Annotated in this window: 19 protein-coding genes; 6 read left to right on the top strand and 13 right to left on the bottom strand. The window is 70.6% G+C overall.

What is annotated here, in order from left to right:
- Nucleotides 1–85: 85 nt before the first annotated feature.
- Complete coding sequence (locus ACVCMB_RS07935; RefSeq protein ID WP_395119962.1) at nucleotides 86–637, bottom strand: YdeI/OmpD-associated family protein; 552 nt, start codon at nucleotides 635–637, stop codon at nucleotides 86–88.
- A 138-nt stretch (nucleotides 638–775) separates the two neighbouring features.
- On the opposite strand from ACVCMB_RS07935, the gene ACVCMB_RS07940 reads away from it, so the two are divergent.
- On the top strand, nucleotides 776–2239 hold the full coding sequence (locus tag ACVCMB_RS07940; protein WP_447106584.1) for a GTPase: 1464 nt from the start codon (nucleotides 776–778) through the stop codon (nucleotides 2237–2239).
- Between the two features lie 46 nt (nucleotides 2240–2285).
- Here the strand turns inward: ACVCMB_RS07940 and ACVCMB_RS07945 are convergent, their stop codons facing one another.
- Nucleotides 2286–4088 (bottom strand): hypothetical protein, encoded by a 1803-nt coding sequence (locus ACVCMB_RS07945; RefSeq protein WP_447106585.1) that lies wholly within the window; start codon nucleotides 4086–4088, stop codon nucleotides 2286–2288.
- 22 nt (nucleotides 4089–4110) lie between these two features.
- Nucleotides 4111–4983 (bottom strand): hypothetical protein, encoded by an 873-nt coding sequence (locus ACVCMB_RS07950; RefSeq protein ID WP_447106586.1) that lies wholly within the window; start codon nucleotides 4981–4983, stop codon nucleotides 4111–4113.
- Between the two features lie 402 nt (nucleotides 4984–5385).
- Between ACVCMB_RS07950 and fusA the strand changes: the two genes are divergently transcribed.
- The gene (gene fusA / locus ACVCMB_RS07955) at nucleotides 5386–7428 is read left to right on the top strand and encodes an elongation factor G (RefSeq protein ID WP_447106587.1); all 2043 of its coding nucleotides are present in this window, start codon (nucleotides 5386–5388) and stop codon (nucleotides 7426–7428) included.
- 39 nt (nucleotides 7429–7467) lie between these two features.
- The gene (locus ACVCMB_RS07960) at nucleotides 7468–8361 is read left to right on the top strand and encodes a sel1 repeat family protein (protein WP_447106588.1); all 894 of its coding nucleotides are present in this window, start codon (nucleotides 7468–7470) and stop codon (nucleotides 8359–8361) included.
- A 146-nt stretch (nucleotides 8362–8507) separates the two neighbouring features.
- Here ACVCMB_RS07960 and ACVCMB_RS07965 read toward each other — a convergent pair whose 3' ends face one another.
- From ACVCMB_RS07965 to ACVCMB_RS08005, 9 genes are all read right to left on the bottom strand, one after another.
- Nucleotides 8508–8885 carry a hypothetical protein gene (locus ACVCMB_RS07965; RefSeq protein WP_447098251.1) on the bottom strand — a complete coding sequence of 126 codons (378 nt, stop codon included), beginning with the start codon at nucleotides 8883–8885 and terminating at the stop codon, nucleotides 8508–8510.
- 66 nt (nucleotides 8886–8951) lie between these two features.
- Nucleotides 8952–10259, bottom strand: coding sequence for a DUF58 domain-containing protein (locus ACVCMB_RS07970; RefSeq protein ID WP_447106589.1), 1308 nt, complete (start codon nucleotides 10257–10259; stop codon nucleotides 8952–8954).
- Nucleotides 10259–11257: an AAA family ATPase gene (locus ACVCMB_RS07975; protein WP_395119970.1), complete on the bottom strand. Its 999-nt coding sequence runs from the start codon at nucleotides 11255–11257 to the stop codon at nucleotides 10259–10261. The genes ACVCMB_RS07970 and ACVCMB_RS07975 overlap by 1 nt, the downstream gene beginning before the upstream one ends.
- Nucleotides 11254–12369 (bottom strand): DUF4350 domain-containing protein, encoded by a 1116-nt coding sequence (locus ACVCMB_RS07980; RefSeq protein ID WP_447106590.1) that lies wholly within the window; start codon nucleotides 12367–12369, stop codon nucleotides 11254–11256. The genes ACVCMB_RS07975 and ACVCMB_RS07980 overlap by 4 nt, the downstream gene beginning before the upstream one ends.
- Nucleotides 12366–13898: a DUF4129 domain-containing protein gene (locus tag ACVCMB_RS07985; protein ID WP_447106591.1), complete on the bottom strand. Its 1533-nt coding sequence runs from the start codon at nucleotides 13896–13898 to the stop codon at nucleotides 12366–12368. Before ACVCMB_RS07985 ends, ACVCMB_RS07980 begins: the two co-directional genes overlap by 4 nt.
- A complete protein-coding gene (locus tag ACVCMB_RS07990; protein ID WP_447106592.1) occupies nucleotides 13888–14865 on the bottom strand; it encodes a stage II sporulation protein M in 978 nt (325 codons plus the stop codon). Before ACVCMB_RS07990 ends, ACVCMB_RS07985 begins: the two co-directional genes overlap by 11 nt.
- The gene (locus ACVCMB_RS07995; RefSeq protein WP_395119974.1) at nucleotides 14862–15542 is read right to left on the bottom strand and encodes an RDD family protein; all 681 of its coding nucleotides are present in this window, start codon (nucleotides 15540–15542) and stop codon (nucleotides 14862–14864) included. The genes ACVCMB_RS07990 and ACVCMB_RS07995 overlap by 4 nt, the downstream gene beginning before the upstream one ends.
- Nucleotides 15543–16061 (bottom strand): RDD family protein, encoded by a 519-nt coding sequence (locus ACVCMB_RS08000; RefSeq protein WP_447106593.1) that lies wholly within the window; start codon nucleotides 16059–16061, stop codon nucleotides 15543–15545.
- Between the two features lie 82 nt (nucleotides 16062–16143).
- Nucleotides 16144–16611 carry an SET domain-containing protein gene (locus tag ACVCMB_RS08005; RefSeq protein ID WP_395119976.1) on the bottom strand — a complete coding sequence of 156 codons (468 nt, stop codon included), beginning with the start codon at nucleotides 16609–16611 and terminating at the stop codon, nucleotides 16144–16146.
- Nucleotides 16612–16790: 179 nt separating this feature from the next.
- On the opposite strand from ACVCMB_RS08005, the gene ACVCMB_RS08010 reads away from it, so the two are divergent.
- Both ACVCMB_RS08010 and ACVCMB_RS08015 read left to right on the top strand, forming a co-directional pair.
- Nucleotides 16791–17282 carry a hypothetical protein gene (locus tag ACVCMB_RS08010; RefSeq protein ID WP_395119977.1) on the top strand — a complete coding sequence of 164 codons (492 nt, stop codon included), beginning with the start codon at nucleotides 16791–16793 and terminating at the stop codon, nucleotides 17280–17282.
- A 22-nt stretch (nucleotides 17283–17304) separates the two neighbouring features.
- Nucleotides 17305–19095 (top strand): acyl-CoA dehydrogenase C-terminal domain-containing protein, encoded by a 1791-nt coding sequence (locus tag ACVCMB_RS08015; RefSeq protein WP_395119978.1) that lies wholly within the window; start codon nucleotides 17305–17307, stop codon nucleotides 19093–19095.
- Between the two features lie 152 nt (nucleotides 19096–19247).
- On the opposite strand, the gene ACVCMB_RS08020 is transcribed toward ACVCMB_RS08015, so the two are convergent.
- Nucleotides 19248–19493 carry a hypothetical protein gene (locus tag ACVCMB_RS08020; protein WP_395119979.1) on the bottom strand — a complete coding sequence of 82 codons (246 nt, stop codon included), beginning with the start codon at nucleotides 19491–19493 and terminating at the stop codon, nucleotides 19248–19250.
- Nucleotides 19494–19592: 99 nt separating this feature from the next.
- On the opposite strand from ACVCMB_RS08020, the gene ACVCMB_RS08025 reads away from it, so the two are divergent.
- Complete coding sequence (locus tag ACVCMB_RS08025) at nucleotides 19593–20627, top strand: Lnb N-terminal periplasmic domain-containing protein (RefSeq protein WP_447106594.1); 1035 nt, start codon at nucleotides 19593–19595, stop codon at nucleotides 20625–20627.
- The last annotated feature ends 66 nt before the right edge of the window (nucleotides 20628–20693 follow it).

Below are 20693 nucleotides of genomic sequence, written 5' to 3' on the forward strand. Positions count from 1 at the left end.
CCCTGATCCGCCCCATCATGCCAAATCGGGTCCGTGGCGGCGAGCATCGCGCCGGCCCGGAGCGATGCGTTTCACGCGTCGTGCGTCATTCGGCCGCGTCGGGCGCCGCCAACGCCTTGCTGTAGAAACCCGACGGATCGAAACAGCACACGCGCCGCTTGCCGGCGGCGAGCATGTCGCAGGCGGCGGCGACGCGCTGCGTTCGAGTCTTTGCCTGCTTGGCCGAGACGATCCAGTGGATCCAGTCCACGCGCGCGATCGTGGTGGTGGCGTCCCAGCCGGCGCGGGCGGCGGCGGGCGCATCGTCCAGCGCCTGGCGCAGGTCGGCCGGTAGCGCGGGTTCGGGCTCATGCTTCACCGGCGCGATCTCCAGCGCCACGGTGTCGCCCGCTTGCGCACGGACGGTCTTGAGCAGGCGGCTGTCCAGTTTCAGCCAGTGGCTCAACTGGCCATCCGGCTCCAGCGTCGCCTGGAAGCGGTGGCCGTTGATGCTGGCGTCGACCGTGGTGCGCCCGCGGCGCGGCAGCTTCTCGCTCACCGGTCGCGGCAACAGCACGAAGGCCCATGCGGCATCGTCGGGCATCGCCGGGCGCAGCACTTTCGCCGTGAAGCGGGAGGTGGTGTCGGCCTTGCTCATGTCGCATCGTCCTCGGGGAAGGGGCTTGCCGCACGCCTGGGGCAAGGCAGCGCGGGGATCGTACCGCGCATGCCATGGCGCGGCGAAAGGGCCATCGGCCATGGGCGTGTGCGGTGCGCGAGCCCCTACAATCGCCGGATGTCCCGACGCCTGCGCCTGCTGTTCGCCGCCCTGGCCATCGCCGCACTGCTGTGGCTGCTGTTTGCCGCGGCGGAACGTTTCCTCGCGCTGGCCCAGCGCTTCCTCGCCTTGCCGGCGCCGTTGCAGTGGACGCTGGGCCTGGTGCTGGGGATCTTCGCCGCCGCCGGCCTGGCCGTGCTGTGGTGGCTGCTGCGTCCGCGCCGCCGGCGCCGACCCCTGCCGGTGCCCGACCGCGCCAGCCTGGAGCAGCGCATCGACAAGTTGCGCGAACACGGCGCCGACACCGGCGCGCTCGCCACCGAGCTGGGCGAACTCGACCAGCGGCGGCTCGGCGCGCGCCTGTACGTCGCGCTGTTCGGCGAGATCTCCACCGGCAAGTCCAGCCTGATCCGTGCGCTGGCGCCGCAGGCCACACTGGCCAGCGAGGCGCGCGGCGGCACCACGCGCGCGGTCGGTCACTACGACAGCACCTTGCCTGACGGCCGCAACCTGGTACTCGCCGACGTACCCGGCAGCCGCGAGAGTGGCGGCGAAGCGCGCGAACGCGAGGCGCGCGAAGAAGCCCTGCGCGCCCACGCGGTGATCTACCTGTGTGCCGGCGACCTCACCCGCGGCCAGGTCGACGAACTGCGCTGGCTCGCCGATTTCGGCAAGCCGCTGCTGCTGGTGTTGAACAAGGCCGACCAGTGGGGCGAGCCGGAGCTGGCGCAACTGCTGGACAAGCTGCGCGCGCAATCGCGCGGCATCGCCAGCGCGGTGGTGGCGATCAGCGCCGGCGGCAGCGAGCGATACCAGCGCCGGCTCGCCGACGGCAGCACCGAATCGGTCGAACGCCAGCGCAAGCCGGCGATCGAACCGCTGCTGCGCGCACTCACCCGCCTCATCGCTCCCGGTGCCGAGGGACTGGAGCCGCGTCGCGAGCAGGCCGTGCTCGCCGGCCTGCACCAGCGCACCGGCACGCTGGAGGCGCAGACCCGCGCCGAAACCGCCGAGCGCATCGTGCGCCAGTACGCCCGCCGCGCGATCGTCGGTGCGATGGCGGCGGTGGCGCCAGGCAGCGACCTGGTGATCCAGGGCGTGCTCGCCACCGGGCTCACGCGGGCGCTGGCCGAGCTGTACGGCGTCGGGCTCAGCGACGTGCAGATCGAGGATTTCGTGCACCAGGCCAGGCTGACCCTGCGCACCGGCAGCTCGATCGTGCTGGCGGTTGCCGGCAATGCACTGAAGGCGTTCCCCGGCCTGGGCACGCTGGGCGGCGGCGTGCTGCACGCGTTCGCCTACGCGCTGATCTTCGACTCGATGGGCCGCGCCCTGGCCGCCTCGCTGGCCGAGCGGCAGACGCTGGACCAGGACGATGCCGACGCGCGGCTGAAGACCCTGCTCGCCGATGCCGGCGGCGCCCGCCTGCGGCAACTGGCGACCCTGACGATGGACACGCTGCGCGAACCGCGCGGGGAGTGAGCACCGCTCACGTGATCCGCGCAGGACTTTCCCGTCATTCCCGCCTTCAATGAAACTGGTCGGCCGCCGGCACCCACGAGCTGGAGGCAGCGGCGGGCGCGTGAATCGGCGTGGCGGGCGGCAGGTCTGATGCGCAGCCCGGCGGCAACGGGCCGCCGGCGACGCGGGCGGCAGCGCATTCGGCGGCGTTGTCGAACTTCACCATCGGCGTGGAGGTCGCCGGTGCCGGCGTGCTGGCGGCCGCGGGCGGCGCCAGCGGGGCGGCAGGCGCCAGGTGCAATGGCGCATACGCGCTGGCGGCGACCGGTGCCGGCGGCGGGTCGGGGTTGCGGCAGCCGAACAGCGCGATCGGCAGCAGTGGTTTCACCGCGCACTCCACCCGCACGCCACGCGGCAGGTGGAAGGTGTGCTTGACCGTGGTCTTTTCCACCGCGCGGCGCAGCGCGGTGTCGACCGAGCTTTCGTCCTCGGGCGTCCAGTCCTGCTCGAAGCGAGTGGGCCGGTAGCCGACGTCAGGCGTGCGGTGACGCATGATTTCGGTATCGCCGCTCGGCTTCAGCTGCACGTAGTCGCCCACCGCGCCGTGCTCCCCGCCCTGCGCTGCGCCGGGTCGATCGCCGCCGAGCTTGCCCGCGGCCAGCGAGGGCGCGTGCTGGCTACCGGTACTGGCGGCGGCACGAACCGCCGGCGCAGGTGCCGACGGCGGCGCGACGCTGGTGGCGCCGGCCGGCTCGCCGACCGTGGCGGTGTCGCTGCCTTGCGGCGAGGCCTCCGGCGCGCGGCTGACCTCGGCGGTGGCCGGCAGCGGCAGTGCGGAGGCGGCGGGCGCAGGCGTGATCGCGGCCACGGCGGTCGGTGCCTGCAACACCGGGCGCAGGGTCGCTGGCGTCATCGCCGGCGCCGGTGCGGAGCGCTGCAGGTCCAGCTGGGTCGGTGCCAGCGCGCGCGGGGGCGCGACAACCTCGGCCGGCACGGCTTCGGCCAGTTGCGCGGTTTGGGTCAGCTGCGGCACCAGGCGCGGGGCGGGCGGCGCGATCGGCGTGAGGGGCACCAGCGTTTGCGGCTGCGGACGCGGCAGTTGCGGTGGCGCTGGCGCGGGTTCCGGCGCTTCGCTGAGCGGGGCCAGCGTGGTCGGCGCCGCGACTTGCAGCGTGATCGCCGGCGGTGCGGCGACCGCAGGCACGCTCGCCTGCGGCAAGGCCAGCGCGGTCGGCGGCAGGATCGGGCGATTGCCTTCGGCCTGCGGTGGACGTTGCGGCTCGGGCTGGGGCGCCGGCAGCGCGGGAGCCACCGGCGCCGGCAGGGTCAGCGCCAAGGGAGGCGCCGGCACGGCCGGTGCCGCCGGTTTGGGTAGCGGCAGCGGCGTCGGCGCCGGCAGGCTCACTGGCGGCTGCGGCGCGGCGACCGGCGCGGCTTTCGCCGGCTTCGCGGGGGTGGCGGCGGCCGTCAGCGCGACGGCATTGGCGCTCGGTTCGACGCGCGGTGCGGGATGCTGCCGACCCTGCTGGCGCGGCCCGCGCTGCTTCGGTGGCGTGCCATGCACCGGCGGCGGTGGCGGCGGTTCGGGTGGCTCGATCAGGCGCACCTGCAGCAGCGGTTCGCGCGAATGGTCCGGCAGCACGGTGGGTTCGTAGGCCGGGCCGAGCACGAACGCGAACAGGCACAGCAGATGCACCAGCAAGGTGCCGAGGAAGGCCAGCGCGCGACGACCCCGCGACGGCGGCGGCGCGTGCCGACGCAGATGATAGACGCGGCCGCGCGTGGCCGCCGCCAGCGGCGAGTCCAGCAGGACTCGCGCGGGGTTGGCGGCACGACGGGGTGGGACGGAATCCGGGGACGGCGCGGGCATGCGGCCAGTGTAGCGGGGGCCATCAGCGGCCGGCGCCGCGCGCGGCCTTGCGCTCGCGCAACTCCTCGTCCACTGCGCGGTCGGGCGTATCCACCGGGCAGCCTTGCGCCAGCGGCTTGCCGGCGCGATACATCGCGATGCAGGCCTCCACGCCGGGCGGGGTGAAACCGTGCGTGCGACCGTCGGGCGTGCTGGCCGGCGCCATGTTGAGGCGCATGTCGCCACTTTTCGCCGACGGTGGCGGCGGCGGGTCGCCACCGCAACCACCGGCGAGCATCGCCAGCGACACGGCGCAGTGGATGCGGATGCCGCCGGGCAGGTGGATCGTCGTTTTCTTCGTGGTCTTGTCCACCAGCTTCTGCAGCGCGCTGTCGACGGAGCTGCCGCCCTTGTCCCAGTCGTCCGCGAAGCGGGTGGGCTTGTACTTGACCGGGCTGTCGTGACGCATGACCTGCGTATCGCCCTGCGGCATGCGTTGCACGTAGCCGGGCACCGGCGCACTGGAAACAGGCGCCGGCGGCAGCAGTGGCTGGCCATGCTCGTCGTACAACCGCAGCGGCGGGGCCTGTACCACCATGGCGCCCTTGGCCGGCGGCTCCGGCCGTGCCCGTGTCGGCGGCGGTGCGGCGGGCGGCGCGGGCGGCAAGGCCAGCGGCGGCGGCGCGTGGCTTGCCGGTGTGTCCTCGATCAGGCGGATCTGCAGGAATTGCTCGGGGGGCGCCTCCTCGTGAAGTACCGGCGGGCGCGTGCCGTACCACGCCACCAGCGCGAACAACGCATGCAACAGCAGTACCGCAGCGAGCGTCCAGCGATGCGTGGCCCGCTCGACCGGCGGCTCGTGCCAGCGATGCCGCTGCCGCGTGGCCCGCGCACGCCAGTCGCCAGCCGCGGGCACGAGCTCGCGCCGCTCGGGTTCGGGCGGCTCGGGCGTGGCTGGCTGGGGCTGCGGCGCAACGGCGATGGCGGTGCCTCGTGGAAATCGGTGGGCGGTCGCAGCATGGCCGAAGGCGATTGAACCCCGCTAGACCGGCGTGACGATCGCGTCGCCGGGGCGCGCGACACCTGGGACAGACAGCCGCCGGCGCCGCGCGGTTCCCCGCAGTGCAGCTTGACCCCACTTGCGCATGGCACAAGGCTAGGCCGATCGACGCCCCGCGCCGATCCCCCGCCATGACCGCCCTCGCCGCCGCATCGCGCAGGACGACCATGACGGCCCGCTTTTCCAGCCGCCCCGCGCGGCCTCGGGCGGTGCCGTTCATGCCACGAGGCTGCGCCCCCGCATGAGGAGGGTCGCATCGTGTCCGAACTCGTCACGGAACATATCCGCAACATCGCGCTCGCCGGTCACGCCGGCGCCGGCAAGACCACGCTGTTCGAGGCCTTGCTGCATGCCGGCGGGGCGATCCAGTCCATCGGCACCGTCGAGCGCGGCAATACCGTGTCGGATACCGACGCGCAGGAACAATCGCGCGCCCATTCCATCGACAGCAGCATCGCCCAGGTCGAGCACGGCGACTGCCGCATCAACCTGATCGACACCGCCGGCTACGCCGATTTCCGCGGCGGCACGCTGTCCGCGCTGGCTGCGGTGGAGAGCGTGGCGATCGTGGTCAACGCGATCAACGGCATCGAGCACGGCACGCGCCGCATGATGATGCACGCCCACGAGCGCGGCCTGGCGCGCATGCTGGTGATCAACAAGATCGACTTCGACGGCGCCGACCTCGCCGCCCTGGTCGACGCGCTGCGCGAGGAATTCGGCAGCCAGTGCCTGCCGGTCAACCTGCCGGCGCAACGCGGCAACCGCGTGCTGGATTGCTTCTTCCACGACGACGGCGCCACCGATTTCTCCTCGCTGGCCGCGGCGCACCAGCAGATCATCGACCAGGTGGTGGAGGTCAACGAGGCACTGATGGGCCGCTACCTGGACGAGGGCGAGCAGGCGCTGGGCGCGCAGCAATTGCACGACGCCTTCGAGCAATGCCTGCGCGAAGGCCACCTGGTGCCGATCTGCTTCACCAGCGCGCGCACCGGTGCCGGGGTGAAGGAACTGCTCGACGTCGCCGCGCGACTGCTGCCGAATCCGGCCGAGGGCAACCCGCCACCGTTCGTGCGCGGCGACGGCATGCCGCTGCGCGTGACCGGCGATGCGCGGGCGTCGGTGATCGCCGACGTGTTCAAGATCATCAACGACCCGTTCGTGGGCAAGCTGGGCGTGTTCCGCGTGTGGCAGGGCACCGTGCGGCGCGACAGCCAGTTGCTGGTCGACGACGGCCGCAAGCCGTTCAAGGTCGGCCACCTGTTCCGCCTGCAGGGCAAGAACCACGTGGAGATCGAGGCGGCGATCCCCGGCGACATCGCCGCGGTGGCCAAGGTCGAGGAAATCCACTACGACGCGGTGCTGCACGATTCGCACGACGACGATCGCATCGCGCTGGCGCCACCGCGGTTCCCCACGCCGATGGTCGGCCTGGCGCTGGAGCCGCGGCACAAGGGCCAGGAGCAGAAGCTCTCCAACGCGCTGGCGCGCCTGGCCGAGGAAGATCCCTGCTTTCGCGTCGAGCACCACAAGGAACTCAACGAGACCGTGGTGCGCGGGCTCTCCGAGCTGCACCTGAAAGTGATGCTCGAGCGCATGCGCGAACGCTACGGCGTGGAAGTGGAGACGCGCCCGCCACGCATCGCGTATCGCGAAACCATCGCCGCCCTCGCCGAAGGCCACCACCGGCACAAGAAGCAGACCGGCGGTGCCGGCCAGTTCGGCGAGGTGTTCCTGCGCATCGAGCCGCTCGATCGCGGCGCCGGCTTCGAATTCGTCGACGCGATCAAGGGCGGCGTGATCCCCGGCCAGTTCCTGCCGGCGATCGAGAAAGGCGTGCGCCAGGCGATGGAGCGCGGCGTGGTGGCCGGCTACCCGCTGCAGGACCTGCGCGTGACCGTCTACGACGGCAAGTACCACTCGGTCGACTCCAAGGAGGTGGCCTTCATCAGCGCCGGCAAGAAGGCCTTCCTCGACGCCGTGGCCAAGGCGCATCCCGTGCTGCTGGAGCCGATCGTCAACGTCGAGGTGGCGATCCCCGAGCGCCACGTCGGCGACGTCACCGGCAGCCTCGCCGGCAAGCGCGCGCGCATCCTGGGCACCGATGCGCAGCGTGGCGGCGAGCTGGTGATCAAGGCGCAGGCCCCGCTGGCCGAACTGATCGATTACCCCACCGAACTGAAATCCATGACCGGCGGCCGTGGCCGCTACAGCCTCGACCTGAGCCACTACGAAGCCGCCCCCGCCACCGTGCAGAAGCAGTTGGGAGAGGCTTGGAAGCCGCGCGCGGAGGAGGATTGAAGTGCATCGGGTGGCCTCTTGCCGGCGCGCCACGCTACGATGCCGGAGCACTATCCAGTTCACCACCAGCCAAGGGAATTGCTGATGAAGCCACTGTTGCTCGTTCCGACATGCCTGCTGCTGGCATGCGTCTCCACCCTTTGCCTGGCGGGTCAGTCGGCCGACGGCTCCAACGCACGGCCGGCTTCGACCCATGTCGCGCCCGCGGACGCGCCGCCACCGACGCCACCGCCACGGCAGACGCCTGACATCGAGCGCACCCTGCGCGCCATGGACGACGCCTCCACCCAGGGACACCCGGATCTCTTCGGCCAGTTTGCCGGCATGCGGCGCCTGTTCGAGGGCGATTACCAGGGCGCCATGAAGTACTTCCGGATCGGTTCGCGCTACGCCGACAAGATGTCCCAGCTCAGCATCGCGATGATGTATCTCAACGGCCGGGGCGTGAGGAAGGACCGGGCCAGTGCCTGCGCCTGGATCACGCTGGCCGCCGAGCGTGGCTACCCTTCCTACGTCAACGCGCGCGACCGGATCTGCGCCGCGCTGGCACCCGCACAACGCACGCAGGCGAACACGATGCTGGCCGCGTTGATGGCCGAGTTCGGCGACGCCGTGGCCAAGCCGAGGATGAAGCTGGCCCTGATCTCGGCCAGGAACTCGCTGACGGGGTCGCACCTTGGCCACGACTCCGGCGTCAAGGTCATGGGGTTGAACGCCGACAATCCGACCCGCTGCGGCGGCAACCGTCTCGTCCTCGGCGGCGTGGAGATTCCCCGCGAAGGATGCGGCAGGTACGACCCGTCGCTGCTGGACCCAAACCGTTATTTTGCCGCGCGGGACGCGCAATGGTTCGGCACGGTGACCGTCGGCAAGATGATCAAGGCGGACCCGCCACCGTCCACCGCACCGGGTGCAAGCGATCACTCCCACTGAGTGGGTCGCCCAAAGCCGAACCGGGATGAGTCACTGCCCCGATGGCGCGCGCCTTTCAGCGCGCGCCTGGAGGACAGCCCAGGTCGAACCATGCCGTCTTGGCACGCGTGACGCCGAACCCGTGAGGTTCCGCGCCAACCGGCAGCCTAGTAATCCCTGGCCCCGAGCAGCCCCACCGCGTAACCGGCCTGGCGCAGCCGCGAGGTGGCCCGGGAACTCAGCATGACCAGCACGAGCAGGCCGACCAGCGGGACGAGCATCAGCACCAGCAGCACGATGCGCCCCCAGACGGGGTAGTCCAGGCCGCGGGCGATCTTGTAGATGCCGGTCCAGGACATCCCCAGGCAGACCAGCAGGGCGAGCAAGGCGATCGGGCCGACCGCGGCGCGCAGCGCGGCGGCGAGGAAGTACAGCAGGATGGCGTAGATCACCAGCTTCTGGCCGGAAGCGACATCGTCCAGCGACGCGCTGCGCTTTTCGCGAACCTCCAGCACGGCACCGGGACTCTGGTACGGATTTTCCATGATTTCCCCCTGATCGGTTTTGAACGACATTTGCCCGGCGACAAGCGCAACGCGCCGGGATTTCCCCTACAGCCGATTCCCCCGCTTGATCGCCAGGTAGCGCTCGATCAGCGCACCGGACAGTTCGCCGCAGCTCACGTCCAGCGTGTTGATGCCTTCGCGACGCAGCGCTTCGTGGGTGCGTTCGCGATCGGCCAGGTAGTTCATGGCGGCGGCGCTGCGGATGCTGCCTTCCAGTTCGTCGCCGGGGTCGGCGGCGGCGTGGTCGAGGGCCAGTTCGCGCAGGCTGACCAGCATCACCAGGTGACGCCGGGACAGCATGCTCACCGCGGCGCGCAGTTCGGCGTCGTCCTCGTCGCGCACGTTGGTGATCAGCACCACCAGCGCGCGACGTTGCTGGTGCGCCTGCAGGGCGCTGGCAGCGGCGAGGTAGTCGGTGGCCAGCGGCATCGCGTGCAGGTCGTAGCCGGCGCCGAGCAGCATGTCCATGCCGCCGCTGCCCTGTTGCGGCGGCAACCAGCGTTGCTGCTGGCCGGTGCAGGCCAGCAGGCCGACCGCATCGCCCTGGCGCAGCGCGATGCTGGCCAGTGCCAGCGAGGCGTTCAGCACGTGGTCGAAATGCACCCGGCGATCATCCTGCGCCAGCAGGCGGCGACCGCAGTCGAGCATCAGCACCACCTGCTGGTTGCGCTCGTCGCGGTACTCGCGCGAGATCAGCCGGCTGCTGCGCGCGGTGGCCTTCCAGTCGATCTTGCGCAGGCTGTCGCCGACGCGGTAGTCGCGCAGCTCCTGGAACTCGGTGCCTTCGCCGCGACGCCGTTGCAGCCGCGCGCCGACGCTGCGCGAGGCAAGTTCCACGCTCAAGCCCGCCAGCTCGACCAGCGCGGCGAAATTCGGATACACACGCACCGTCGACGCGGCGCCGAGCACGCGGCGCACCGACCAGCAACGCCACGGCGAATGCAATTGCACGTGGCAGCCGTCGAAGGCGAACTGGCCGCGTGCGTCGGGCGTGACCGCATACTCGAGTCGCACGTCGCCGCCCGCCGGCAGCAGCAGCGTGCGCGGCATGCCGCGCACCGCCCAGCCGCCCGGATGCAGGTCGTGCAGGCGCAGCTTCTGCGCGCGCCGCGTGGTGCCGCGCACGCGCAGGCCGATCCGCGCCTCCGGCCCCAGCGGCAGCACCGGCGCCAGCTCGCGCGACACCTCGGGCGACGGCATCCGGCGCAGGCGCCAACCATCGACGAGCGCCAGCAACGCAAGCGCACCGCCGGCAGCCAGCCACGCCGCCAGCGGCAGCCGGCCGAGGCTGGCCAGCACGCCGAGCACGGTCCAGCCGAGCAGCAGCCACAGCAGCGCGGGCGCAGGCCTCATCACTGTCGCGGTGCCGGCACCTTGTGCAGCAGCGCCTTGAGCACGTCGTCGGGGCGCTGGCGTTCGAGCAGCGCCTCCGGCGCCAGCAGCAGGCGATGGCGCAAGGCCGGCAACGCCACTGCGCGCACGTCGTCCGGGGTGACGAAATCGCGGCCGTCGACCGCTGCCTGCGCGCGCGCCAGCCGCGCCAGCGCCAGGCCGCCGCGCGGACCGGCGCCGCCGATCACGCCCGGCCATTCGCGCGTGGTGCGCGCAATGCGCACCGCGTAGTCGGTGACCGCGGCATCCATGCGGATCGACGCCACCGCCCGCTGCACCGCCAGCAACTGCGCCTGGCTCAGCACCGGCTGCACCTGCGACACGTCGAGGTCGGCGGCAACCTTGCCGTCGATCACGCGCGCGACCATGCGCCGCTCGTCCTCCAGCCCCGGATAGCCGATCACCACCTTGATCAGGAAGCGGTCCAGCTGCGCCTCGGGCAGCGGGTAGGTGCCCTCCTGCTCGATCGGGTTCTGCGTGGCCACCACCATGAACGGTGCCGGCAGCGCGAAGCGACGACCCTCGATGGTCACCTGCCCCTCCTGCATCGATTCGAGCAACGCGGCCTGGGTCTTGGCCGGCGCGCGGTTGATCTCGTCGGCCAGCAGCAGGTTGGCGAATACCGGGCCGCGGCGGATCTGGAAACGTTCGGTCTTGGGGTCGTAGATCGCGTGGCCGGTGACGTCGGCCGGCATCAGGTCGGGAGTGAACTGCACGCGGCCGAAGGTGCAGCCGACCGACGCGGCCAGCGCGCGCACCAGCAGCGTCTTGCCCAGCCCGGGCACGCCCTCGATCAGCACGTGGCCGGTCGCCAGCAGCGCCAGCAACACCTGGTCGAACACCTCGGCCTGGCCGATGAAGGCGCGCCCGACCTGCTCGCGCAACGCGCGCACGTGGTCGCCGAGTTCGGCGGTGGAAGGCGGCGGCAAGGCCGGCGCGGCGAGCGTGTCGAGGGTCATGGACGATTCCTGAGTCGGGCCAGGGTGAGGATGGAAACGCGAAACGCCTGCGCGTTCGCCGGTGACTGGAAGGCCTGCGCGACGCGCGCGGCGTCCAGCGCGCTGCGCTCAGCCAGGCGCGCGTACAGCGCCTCGCCGTGCAGCATCGCGCAGGCCGGATCGCGGCGACGCAGGCGCGCCAGCACGGCCTGGCAGGCCAGCGCGTGCAGGCTGCGACCGCCGTCGCGGCGATAGATGAACTCGCCGGCGGCCTGCACGTGTTCAAGCAGGGCGCGGCGGTGCGCGGGCGGAGCCGGCAGCAATGGCCCGAGCCGTGCGCTGCGCATCGCCATCCACGCGGCCAGCAGCAACGCCAGCGCGAGCAGCGCGGGCCAGCCCCTGATCGCCAGGAATTGGAGGAAGGGCGGACCGTCCAGCGCGTAGACCAGGTAGATCGTGCCGCGGCCGCGATTGGGCTGCAGCAGGTTCCAGGCAAACTCCTGCGCCGCGGCCTGCTTCAGCGCGGTGTGCGCCAGCGGGGCAAAATTGGCCAGCACGCTGACCGTGCCCTGCCCCAGCGGCATGCGCGCGTACAGATAGCCGTCGTGCGGCGTGCCGATCGCGGCATCGAGTTTCGCCACCGCGCCGGGCTGCAGCCGGAAGCGCGAACCGCACAGGGCGACGTCGTCGCGCTTGCTCGCCGTCGCGCCGTGCAGGGCCGCGCACTCGAACGAGGCGGCGCGCGAATCGAGCACGCCGAGCGCATCGAACAGCGGCGTGTGCGCCACGCTGGCCGCTCCCGGCGACAGCAGCAGGTGGCCGCCGCTGCGCACCCATGCCACCAGCCGTGCCGCATCGGCGGCATCGACGCGGCCGGCATTTTCGCCCAGCAGCACCGTGTCGCCATGGCGCAACGGCAATCGCGCCGCACTCAATGTGGTCAGCGACTGCGCCGGCAGCTGCAGCTCATGCAGCATCAGTTCCAGCGCGAGGAAGCGGTTGCTGCGCGCCGCGCCATGCGGCGGGATCGTCTCGGTGACGTCCTTGCGCTCGAAGGTGGCGAAGAACCCGGCGACCAGCAGCGCCAGCGCGGCCGCGACCAGGGCGGCGATCAGCAGCGTCTTGCGGTTCATGTCGACGCCCCGGGCTGCGCCGGCCAACCGGCGAGCAGTTGCTCGACGGTGGCGTCGTCGGGATAGCGCCCGGCGTAGGCAGCGAACTGCCAGGTGCGCACGATCTCGACCACGCGGCGGCTGCGCTGCGGATCGTCGATGGCGCGCGCCTGGCGCAGCCAGTGCGCCTCGGTCGCATCCGCTGCGGGCGGCTGCCGCAGCTCGCGCGCGGTCTGCTCGACGCAGCCGCGATAGAGCAGCGCCAGTGCCTCGCGCCGGCGCTGTGCCTGCCACAGCGCGCGTGCCGCGCCGGCCAGGTCGGCGGGCAACGCGGCTGGCGCGTCGACGATCGACGATATCGGCGGCGACAGCGCCGGCGCGACCTCCTCATCCCGCACCAGCCAGCGCCCGCGCCAGCGCCAGCCCAGCCAGATCAGGCCGCCCAGCACGCCGATCAGCAGCAGCCACAACAGCAGCTGGAAGAACCCGCCCAGCAAGTGTCCGAGCCAGGGGAACAGCGGATTGATCGACGTCGCGGCCGGTTGCGGCTTGTACTTGAGCTGCCAGCGCCGCACCGTGTGTTCGCCGCCGAAGCGCGGGTCGCGATAAGCCCGCGCAGCCGCTTGCGCCAAGCCCGGCTCGGGTGCCTCCGCGCGCGCGCCGAACAACGCGTCCAGCGACACGCTGGCCGGCTTGTCGACCGCCGCGGTGTGCACCTCGGCCGTCGCCTGCGCCTGCGCGGGAGGTGTCCATGCGCCGAAGCACAGCAACGCAACCGCCAGCAGCGCGGTGCCCTGCAGCCGCGCGCGCAGGCGCCGGAAGGCCAGGTCGATGTCCCACGCCTCCAGTTGCGTGCGCCGGTTGAGATACAGCGCAAAGCCACAGGCGACGTAGAGCGGTTCGATCACGCTCATCGCCAGATAGGCCACGCCGGCGCCGGCCAGCACCCACGCGGTGGGGATCACCTGCGTGTCGCCGCGCACCAGCTCGATCAGCGATTGCGGCCGCCATTCGTGCGGGATCAGCAGCAGCGCAAACAACCACACGCTGAGGAACAGCACCAGCTCGAACAGCAGGCAGAAATAGGTGAGCAGGCTGGTTTCCCCCACCAGGCGCCGACGCAGCACTTTCCAGCGTGCCGAACGCTGCGCCCGCGTGCTGCCTTCGAGCAGATCGAGCGGCAGGCGCAGCGCGCGGTTGCTGTCGATGCGCAACCAGGTCAGCGCCGCCAGCGTCCGTCGCCACGGCCAGCGCGCCTGGCCGCGCAGGGTCTGGCGCCAGCCCGGCGCCTGATCGAACACCGCCCGCGACAACACGTACAGCGGCAGCCGATCGAACAGCGGCTTCAGCCACCACATCAGCCCCCAGCCCAGCCACGGCCAGCCGAGCGCGACACCGAGCCCGTTGCACAACACGAACAGCGGCAGGGTGAAGGCGAACCACGCCGACCAGACCGGCCGCGCATGCGCGCGCAACATCGCCGCGCCGAGATCCAGCGCCTCGCGCGTCACCCTGGGCCGCAACACCACGCCGATGCGTTCAAGCTCCATGCCGCACCGCCCTGCCGCCGCGCCACAGCCAAGCCAGCACCAGCACCCACAGCACGCCGGCCACGCCGAAGCGCAGCGGATCGGGCAGGCTGGCGATGGAGGACCAGTACGCCTCGATGAACGCCGCCACCAGCAGCATCGCGAATGCGCCCAGCGCCAGTTGCGCGCCGACCCAGCCGGCCGCGACCAGCGCCGGTCCGCGGCGCTGCCGGCCCGGCGCCAGCAAGGTCAGGCCCAGATGCAGGCCGGCGCCACCGGCAATCACCAGCGCGGTGAGCTCGAACGGCGAATGCCCCGCCACAAAGCGCCAGAACGGGCCGCCGTAGCCGATCGCGGTGAGATGGCCGGCGATGCCGCCGATCAGCACGCCGTTGGCGCCCAGCACGTAGATCGCGCCGACGCCGAACACCAGCCCCGAGGCGAACGTGCGAAACGCGATGCCGACGTTGTTCATCACGTAGAAGCCGAACATCTGCAGATCGGTGCCGCTGCTGCGGCCGATGTGCGGATTGGCCGGGTCGTACATCTTCTCGAACTGCGCCAGCTGGGCGCTGCTGAACAGCGTATGCGCCAGCTCCGGGCGCAGTTGCAGCAGCACCAGCAGGCACAGCGCCGGCACGTAGAACAGCACCGCCGCCAGCGCCATGCAGCGCCACTGCGCGCGCACCAGCCGCGGGAAACCGGCCAGCAGAAACATCGCCACCCGATGCCAGCGCGGCGGCGGCGGCCGGTACAGCACGCGGTGGCCATGCTGCACGAGTTGCTGCAGCCGGTCGGTCACCTCGTGGCTGTAGCCGCGGCCGCGGGCCAGCGCCAGGTGGTGGCAGACGCGCCGGTATTCGGCGGGGAAATCCAGCGCCTGCTCCTGCCGCAGCGTGCGTCGCGGCTGGCGGTCCAGCGCATGCAGCCAGGATTGCAGGCGATCCCAGGTCTTGCCGTGCAAGGCCACGAAGCGTTCCTGTTTCATGCGCGCCCCAGCAGCCAGTTCACGTGCGCCACCAGTTGCCGGATTGCCGCGGTGTCGCGCAGGCCGGTCAGCGGGGTCAGCAGGTTGGCCAGTTCCTCCTGGCGCTGCACGGTGAGCTGGCCGGCGCGCTCGGCATAGTCGACCAGCGCGGCCTGTTCGTCGGCGGACAAGGCCAGCGGCAGCGGCAGCGCGGACACCGCCGGTACCTGCTGGCCAGGCGGCAGTTCGCGCGCATGCACCACCATGGTGCCGGCCACGATGTCGCCGAGCCGCCGCGCGTGCGGATCGACCAGGGTGCTGACCAGGCCCACGCCATAGACGCCGGGCAGGATGTCCACTACGCGCAGCAGGTTGCGCACCACCGACGGCAGCCAGGTCACCGGCGTGCCGTCGGCATGCACCACGCGCAGGCCGAGCGCGCGCTTGCCCGGCGTCTGGCCGTCCATCCAGACCTCGCAGACCACCCCATACGCCCACATCAGCGCGAACAGCAGCAGCATCGCCAGGCCGTTGCCGGCCACGCCGAAGATCGACAGCGGGATCATCGCCACCAAGAAGAAGACACCGCGCAACAGCAGGTCGAGCACCCACGCCTGCGCCCGCGGCAACGCTCCGGCGGCGCGCAGGCGCAGCGAGATGCCTTCGGCGGTCTCGATCTCGCGGACGGTATCGATCATCTACACGTCGACGACGATGGTATCGGCGATCAGGTCGTGCAGGCAGCGGCGCTCGTTGCCGAAGATCAGCAGCGGATCGATCAGCGTCGCCAGCCGGCCGATGTAGGGAATCACGCCGAGCAGCGCCACCGGCAGCACGCGGATGAAGAGGTAACGCAACAGGCCCATGCGGCTGCCATCGGTACGCACGATGGCGATGTCCAGCATGCGCTTGCCGATGGTCTGGCCACTCCGATGCAGCATGACGCAGTTGACCACGAAGATCGCCACCAGCAGGGCGAAACCCAGCAGCAGCACGCCGATCATCGGCGCGGCCGGCTTGATCCCCTTGCCGACGCCGACTGCCATCATGGCGCCCCACAACACCGGGAGGACCCAGACCAGGTTGATCACCCCGTCGAGCAGCGTCGCCGCCAGGCGCTTGCCGCGGCTGGCCTTGCGTTCCTCCAGGCCCTGCGCATCCCACGCGCGCACATCGTCGACCGTTGCCTCGGGCGCGGCATAAGGATTGGCTTCCATCGCATTCCCCCGTCACTGTCCATGTTGCCGCTCCCCCCGGCCGGCAACTGCGGCGAGTATAAAAGCGTTGTCCGGAACGCGGCTACCGCTTGGGCTTGAGCAACGTGCCGGTGCATTTCGGCGCGCCGCACAGGCACTGCCACAGCTTCTTCAGCCGCGCGGTGTGCGGCACGTCAAGCACGATGCCGTAGTCGTAGGTGAGCTCATCGCCGGGCTTGATGTGGCGGATCGCCTCGATCTTCACCTTGTCCCGGCGCGGGTCGCCGCTGGCGCTTTCCTCGACCACGGCGCGACAGTTCGGCGCGCAGCTGTGGTTGATCCAGCGCGCGGTGTTGCCGCGCTGGTTGGCGTCGATCACGTACTTCTCGTTGAGCGTGAACAAGAAGGTATGCCCGGTTTCACCACCGTCCCCGTACAGCGCATCGGCCTCGTCCGGCGTGAGCAGCTTGCCCTTGTATTCGATGATCTCCTCGCCGCGGGCGATCGGCGCGGTGGCGAATACGCCGTTGCCGTGGATCGGCGAGCGGCGGGCAACGAAACGTCGTGACATGCTGCAGTATCCGGGCTGGAAGGCAAGCCGACGATGATGCCTGTTCGCGCGCCATCGCGAAACCTCGGCGCCACCGCGATCCCCGGCGCGGGCCGCGACGACGGCCTGCCCGGTCGACTGGCGCGGACACCCCGATCGCGGTTAGAGTCAGGATTCAAACGATCGTTTGGAGAACTGCGATGCGTCCGTTGCGCTGGGTCGTTGCCCCGTTCCTGCTCGCCGTGCTGGCGTTTGGCCTGGCCGCCTGCGGCCCGGCGAAGAAAAGCGTGTTCCCGCCCACGGTGAGCATCCAGCAGTTGCAGGTGCTGTCCAACGGGCAGTGGCAGCTGAGCGTGCGCATCCAGAACAACAGCTACGCCGGGATGGACTTCCAGTCGCTGGACGGCCAGTTGCAGGTCGCCGCGCTGGCGCCGGTGCGGCTGCACGACACGTTCGAGCTGGCCATCCCGCAACTTGCCGGCGACGTGGTGCAGCTCAAGGTATGGCCCACCGCCGCGATGAGCCGCGCACTGGAGGCCATCGCCGACAAGGGCAGCGCCGCGTCGCTGGCCTATTCGATCAGCGGCACCGCGACCGCCAAGCCCGAGCAGGAGAGCAAGGCGCGCGCCTTCGACTTCAGCGGCAAGGACTGGATTTCGGCCGTGCCTGGCATCGCACACACCTTCCGTTAAACCGCCTGCATCAGGAGTTCCCATGACCGCTTACAAGGCCCCCCTCGACGACCTGCGCTTCGCCCTGTTCGATGTGCTGGACGCCGAGCCGGTACTCACCTCGCTGCAGGGCGGCGAGGCGCATGGCCGCGACCTGCTCGACGCCGTGCTGGAAGAAGCCGGTCGCCTGAGCGAGCAGTTGCTCGCGCCGACCAATGCACCGGCGGACGCCGAGGGCTGCCAGTTCGACAAGGCCACCGGCAAGGTCACCACGCCGGCCTCGTTCAAGGAGGCGTTCCGGCAGTTCGCCGAAGGTGGCTGGACCGGCTTGACCAACCCCGAGCAATACGGCGGACAGGCCCTGCCCGGCGTGCTCGGCACCGCCACCACGGAGATTTTCCAGTCCGGCAACCTCGCCTGGAGCCTGTACCCGCTGTTGTCCGAAGGCGCCACGCATGCGCTGCAACAACACGGCGAGGAATGGCAGCGCGAGCTGTACATGAAGCCGATCGTGGCCGGCCGCTGGACCGGCACGATGTGCCTGACCGAACCGCAGGCGGGCTCCGACCTGGGCCTGCTGAAGACGCGCGCGGTACCGGGCGAGGCCGACGCCAACGGCCGGCCGACCTGGAAGCTCAGCGGCACCAAGATCTTCATCAGCGCCGGCGAGCACGACCTCACCGAGAACATCGTGCACCTGGTGCTGGCGCGCCTGCCTGATGCACCGGAAGGCAGCCGCGGCATCTCGATGTTCATCGTGCCCAAGTTCAAGCTCGACGCGGACGGCAAGCCGGGCGAACGCAACAGCGTCGCGGCCGGAGCGATCGAGCACAAGATGGGCATCCACGCCTGCTCCACCTGCGTGATGAACTTCGACGGCGCCGAGGGCTACCTGATCGGCAAGCCGCACAAGGGCCTGATGGCGATGTTCACCATGATGAATGCGGCGCGGCTGTCGGTCGGCGTGCAGGGACTGGCCCTGGCCGAGCGCGCGTTGCAGAACAGCCTCAACTACGCTCGCGAACGGCTGCAGTCGCGCTCGCTGTCCGGGGCGAAATTCCCCGACAAGCCGGCCGACAACCTGCTGGTGCAACCGGACGTGCGGCGCATGCTGCTGACCCAGCGCGCCTTTGTCGAAGGCTCGCGTGCGCTGGTGCTGTACACCGCGCTGCAGACGGACATCGAGCATCGCGCCACGGACGAGGCGGCGCGCCAGAAGGCCGGCGAACTGGTCGCCTTCCTGATCCCGATCGCCAAGGGCATGGTCACCGAGCTGGCGCAGGAGTGCACCAAGGAGGCGCTGCAGATCTACGGCGGCCACGGCTACATCGCCGAGAACGGCATGGAACAGTTCGTGCGCGACGCCCGCATCATCACCTTGTACGAGGGCACCACCGGCATCCAGGCCGCCGACCTGCTCGGCCGCAAGATCCTCCAGCTGCAAGGCGTGGGCTTCAAGCATTTCCTGGAGGAGATCAGCGCGTTCTGCCAGCAGCACGCCGACACCGAATCGCTGAAGGCGTTCATCGGCCCGCTCGCCGTGGCCACGCGAAACTGGAGCGATCTCACTGTGGCACTGGCCCAGCGCATCCAGGGTAACCCCGAGGAACTGGGCGCGGCGGCCACCGATTACCTGTACTACTCCGGCTACGTGACCCTGGCCTACCTGTGGGCGCGCAGCGTGCTGGCGGCAGGGAATGGTACGCAGTCGGCCGCGTTCAAGCAGGCCAAGCGCGACACCGCGGCGTTCTACTTCAGCCGTCTGCTGCCCCGCACGCTCGCCCACCAGGCGGCAATCGAGGCCGGCGTGGCCAGCGTGCCGGCGATCGGCTGAGCCGCAGGCACCCCCGCACGAAAGAGCCCGGCGATGCCGGGCTCTTTCGTATTCGGGGCAGTCATGGACCGAAGTCCGGCCATGTGCGGCACGTCACATGTCCCGGCGGGTCAACTTTTGCTCAAAAGTGGCAATGGCGGCCGGGCAGGTGTTCAACTGGCGCAGCTTTCACGGAAGGTCTCGCCGCTCAGGCGCAGGTACTGCTGGACCATGGCGTCGTGGATCGGCGCGCACTGGATCAGCTCGCGGGCCAGCGCCTCCTGCGCCTCGGCCACGCCGGAGCGGGCGGCCCGTGCGGGAACGGTGGGAACGGCCCGAACGATCCGCGGCGCCGGCACATCGGCCTGTTGGCGTTCGACGTCGAGCAGATGGGAGATGTCATAGGCGATGTCGTTCATGCCCGAGGTAATGCAACAGGCTTGCCAACTCACCGCCCGCCCGGCATCGGTTTCGGGCCGCGCGTTGTTTTCCGGCCGGGGAATCGGCACGCTGGAGGGATGGATCGCGGCAGCATCGGCGGGATGATGGACAAGCTCGGCATGATCGGTCGCGTGGCCATCGTGATGGTGATGACGCCGATCGTGTTCTGTTCCGGCGCGTGGGCCGCGCTGGCGCTGTGGTATCGGCTGCCCGGCGGCCGCGCCGGGCGCGCGCTGGGCAGTGCGCTCTGGGTGATCGCGACCGGCGTGCTGTACGCCTGCGCGATCGGCGGGCGCAGCTGGCTGCCGCTGGTCGTCCATGCCGCGCTGTACGCGATGGTCCTGCTGTGGTGGGTCGCGATCAGGCCCTCCGGCGCGCGCGACTGGCGCGACGACGTTGCCCGCACGCTGACCGGCAGCGTGCACGGCGATCGCGTGGTGCTCGACAACGTGCGCCACTTCGCCTGGCGCAGCGACAACGATTACGACATCCGCTGGGAGCGCCACGAGTACGACCTGGCGCAACTGGCCAGCGCCGATGCGGTGCTGTCGCACTGGGGCAGCCGGGCGATCGCCCACGCCATGATCTCGTTCGGTTTCGACGACGGCCGCCACCTGGTGTTCTCGGTGGAGGTGCGCAAGAGCCGCGACCAGGAGTATTCCTCGGTGGGCGGCTTCTTCAAGCAGTTCGAGACGATCCTGGTCGGCGCCGAGGAAGACGACATCATCCGCGTGCGCACCAACGTGCGCAACGAGGACGTCTATCTGTATCCGCTGCAGATCGAACCGGCCACGCTGCGCGCGCTGCTGCTCTCCTACGTGCATGCGGCCAACCGGCTGGCCGCGCGGCCGGCGTTCTACAACACCTTCACCTCCAACTGCACCACCCTCGTCCATCGCATGGCGCGGCAGATCGATCCGGGCCTGCCATGGGACATGCGCCTGCTGCTGACCGGCTATCTGCCGGAGTATCTGCAAGGCATCGGCGCCCTCGATCGTCGCGTGCCGATCGGAACACTGCGCGAGCGCGCACGCATCAGCGAACGCGCCCGTGCGACACCGGTCGGCGCCGATTTCTCGCGCGCGGTGCGCACCGTCACCGCACGCGACTGATGCGCGCGAGCCGTTCGCGTCACGACGTCGACGCGAGCCGCGCAACGCAACCCGACCTGAACGGCG

This window comes from Rhodanobacter sp. UC4443_H10, from assembly GCF_052978325.1.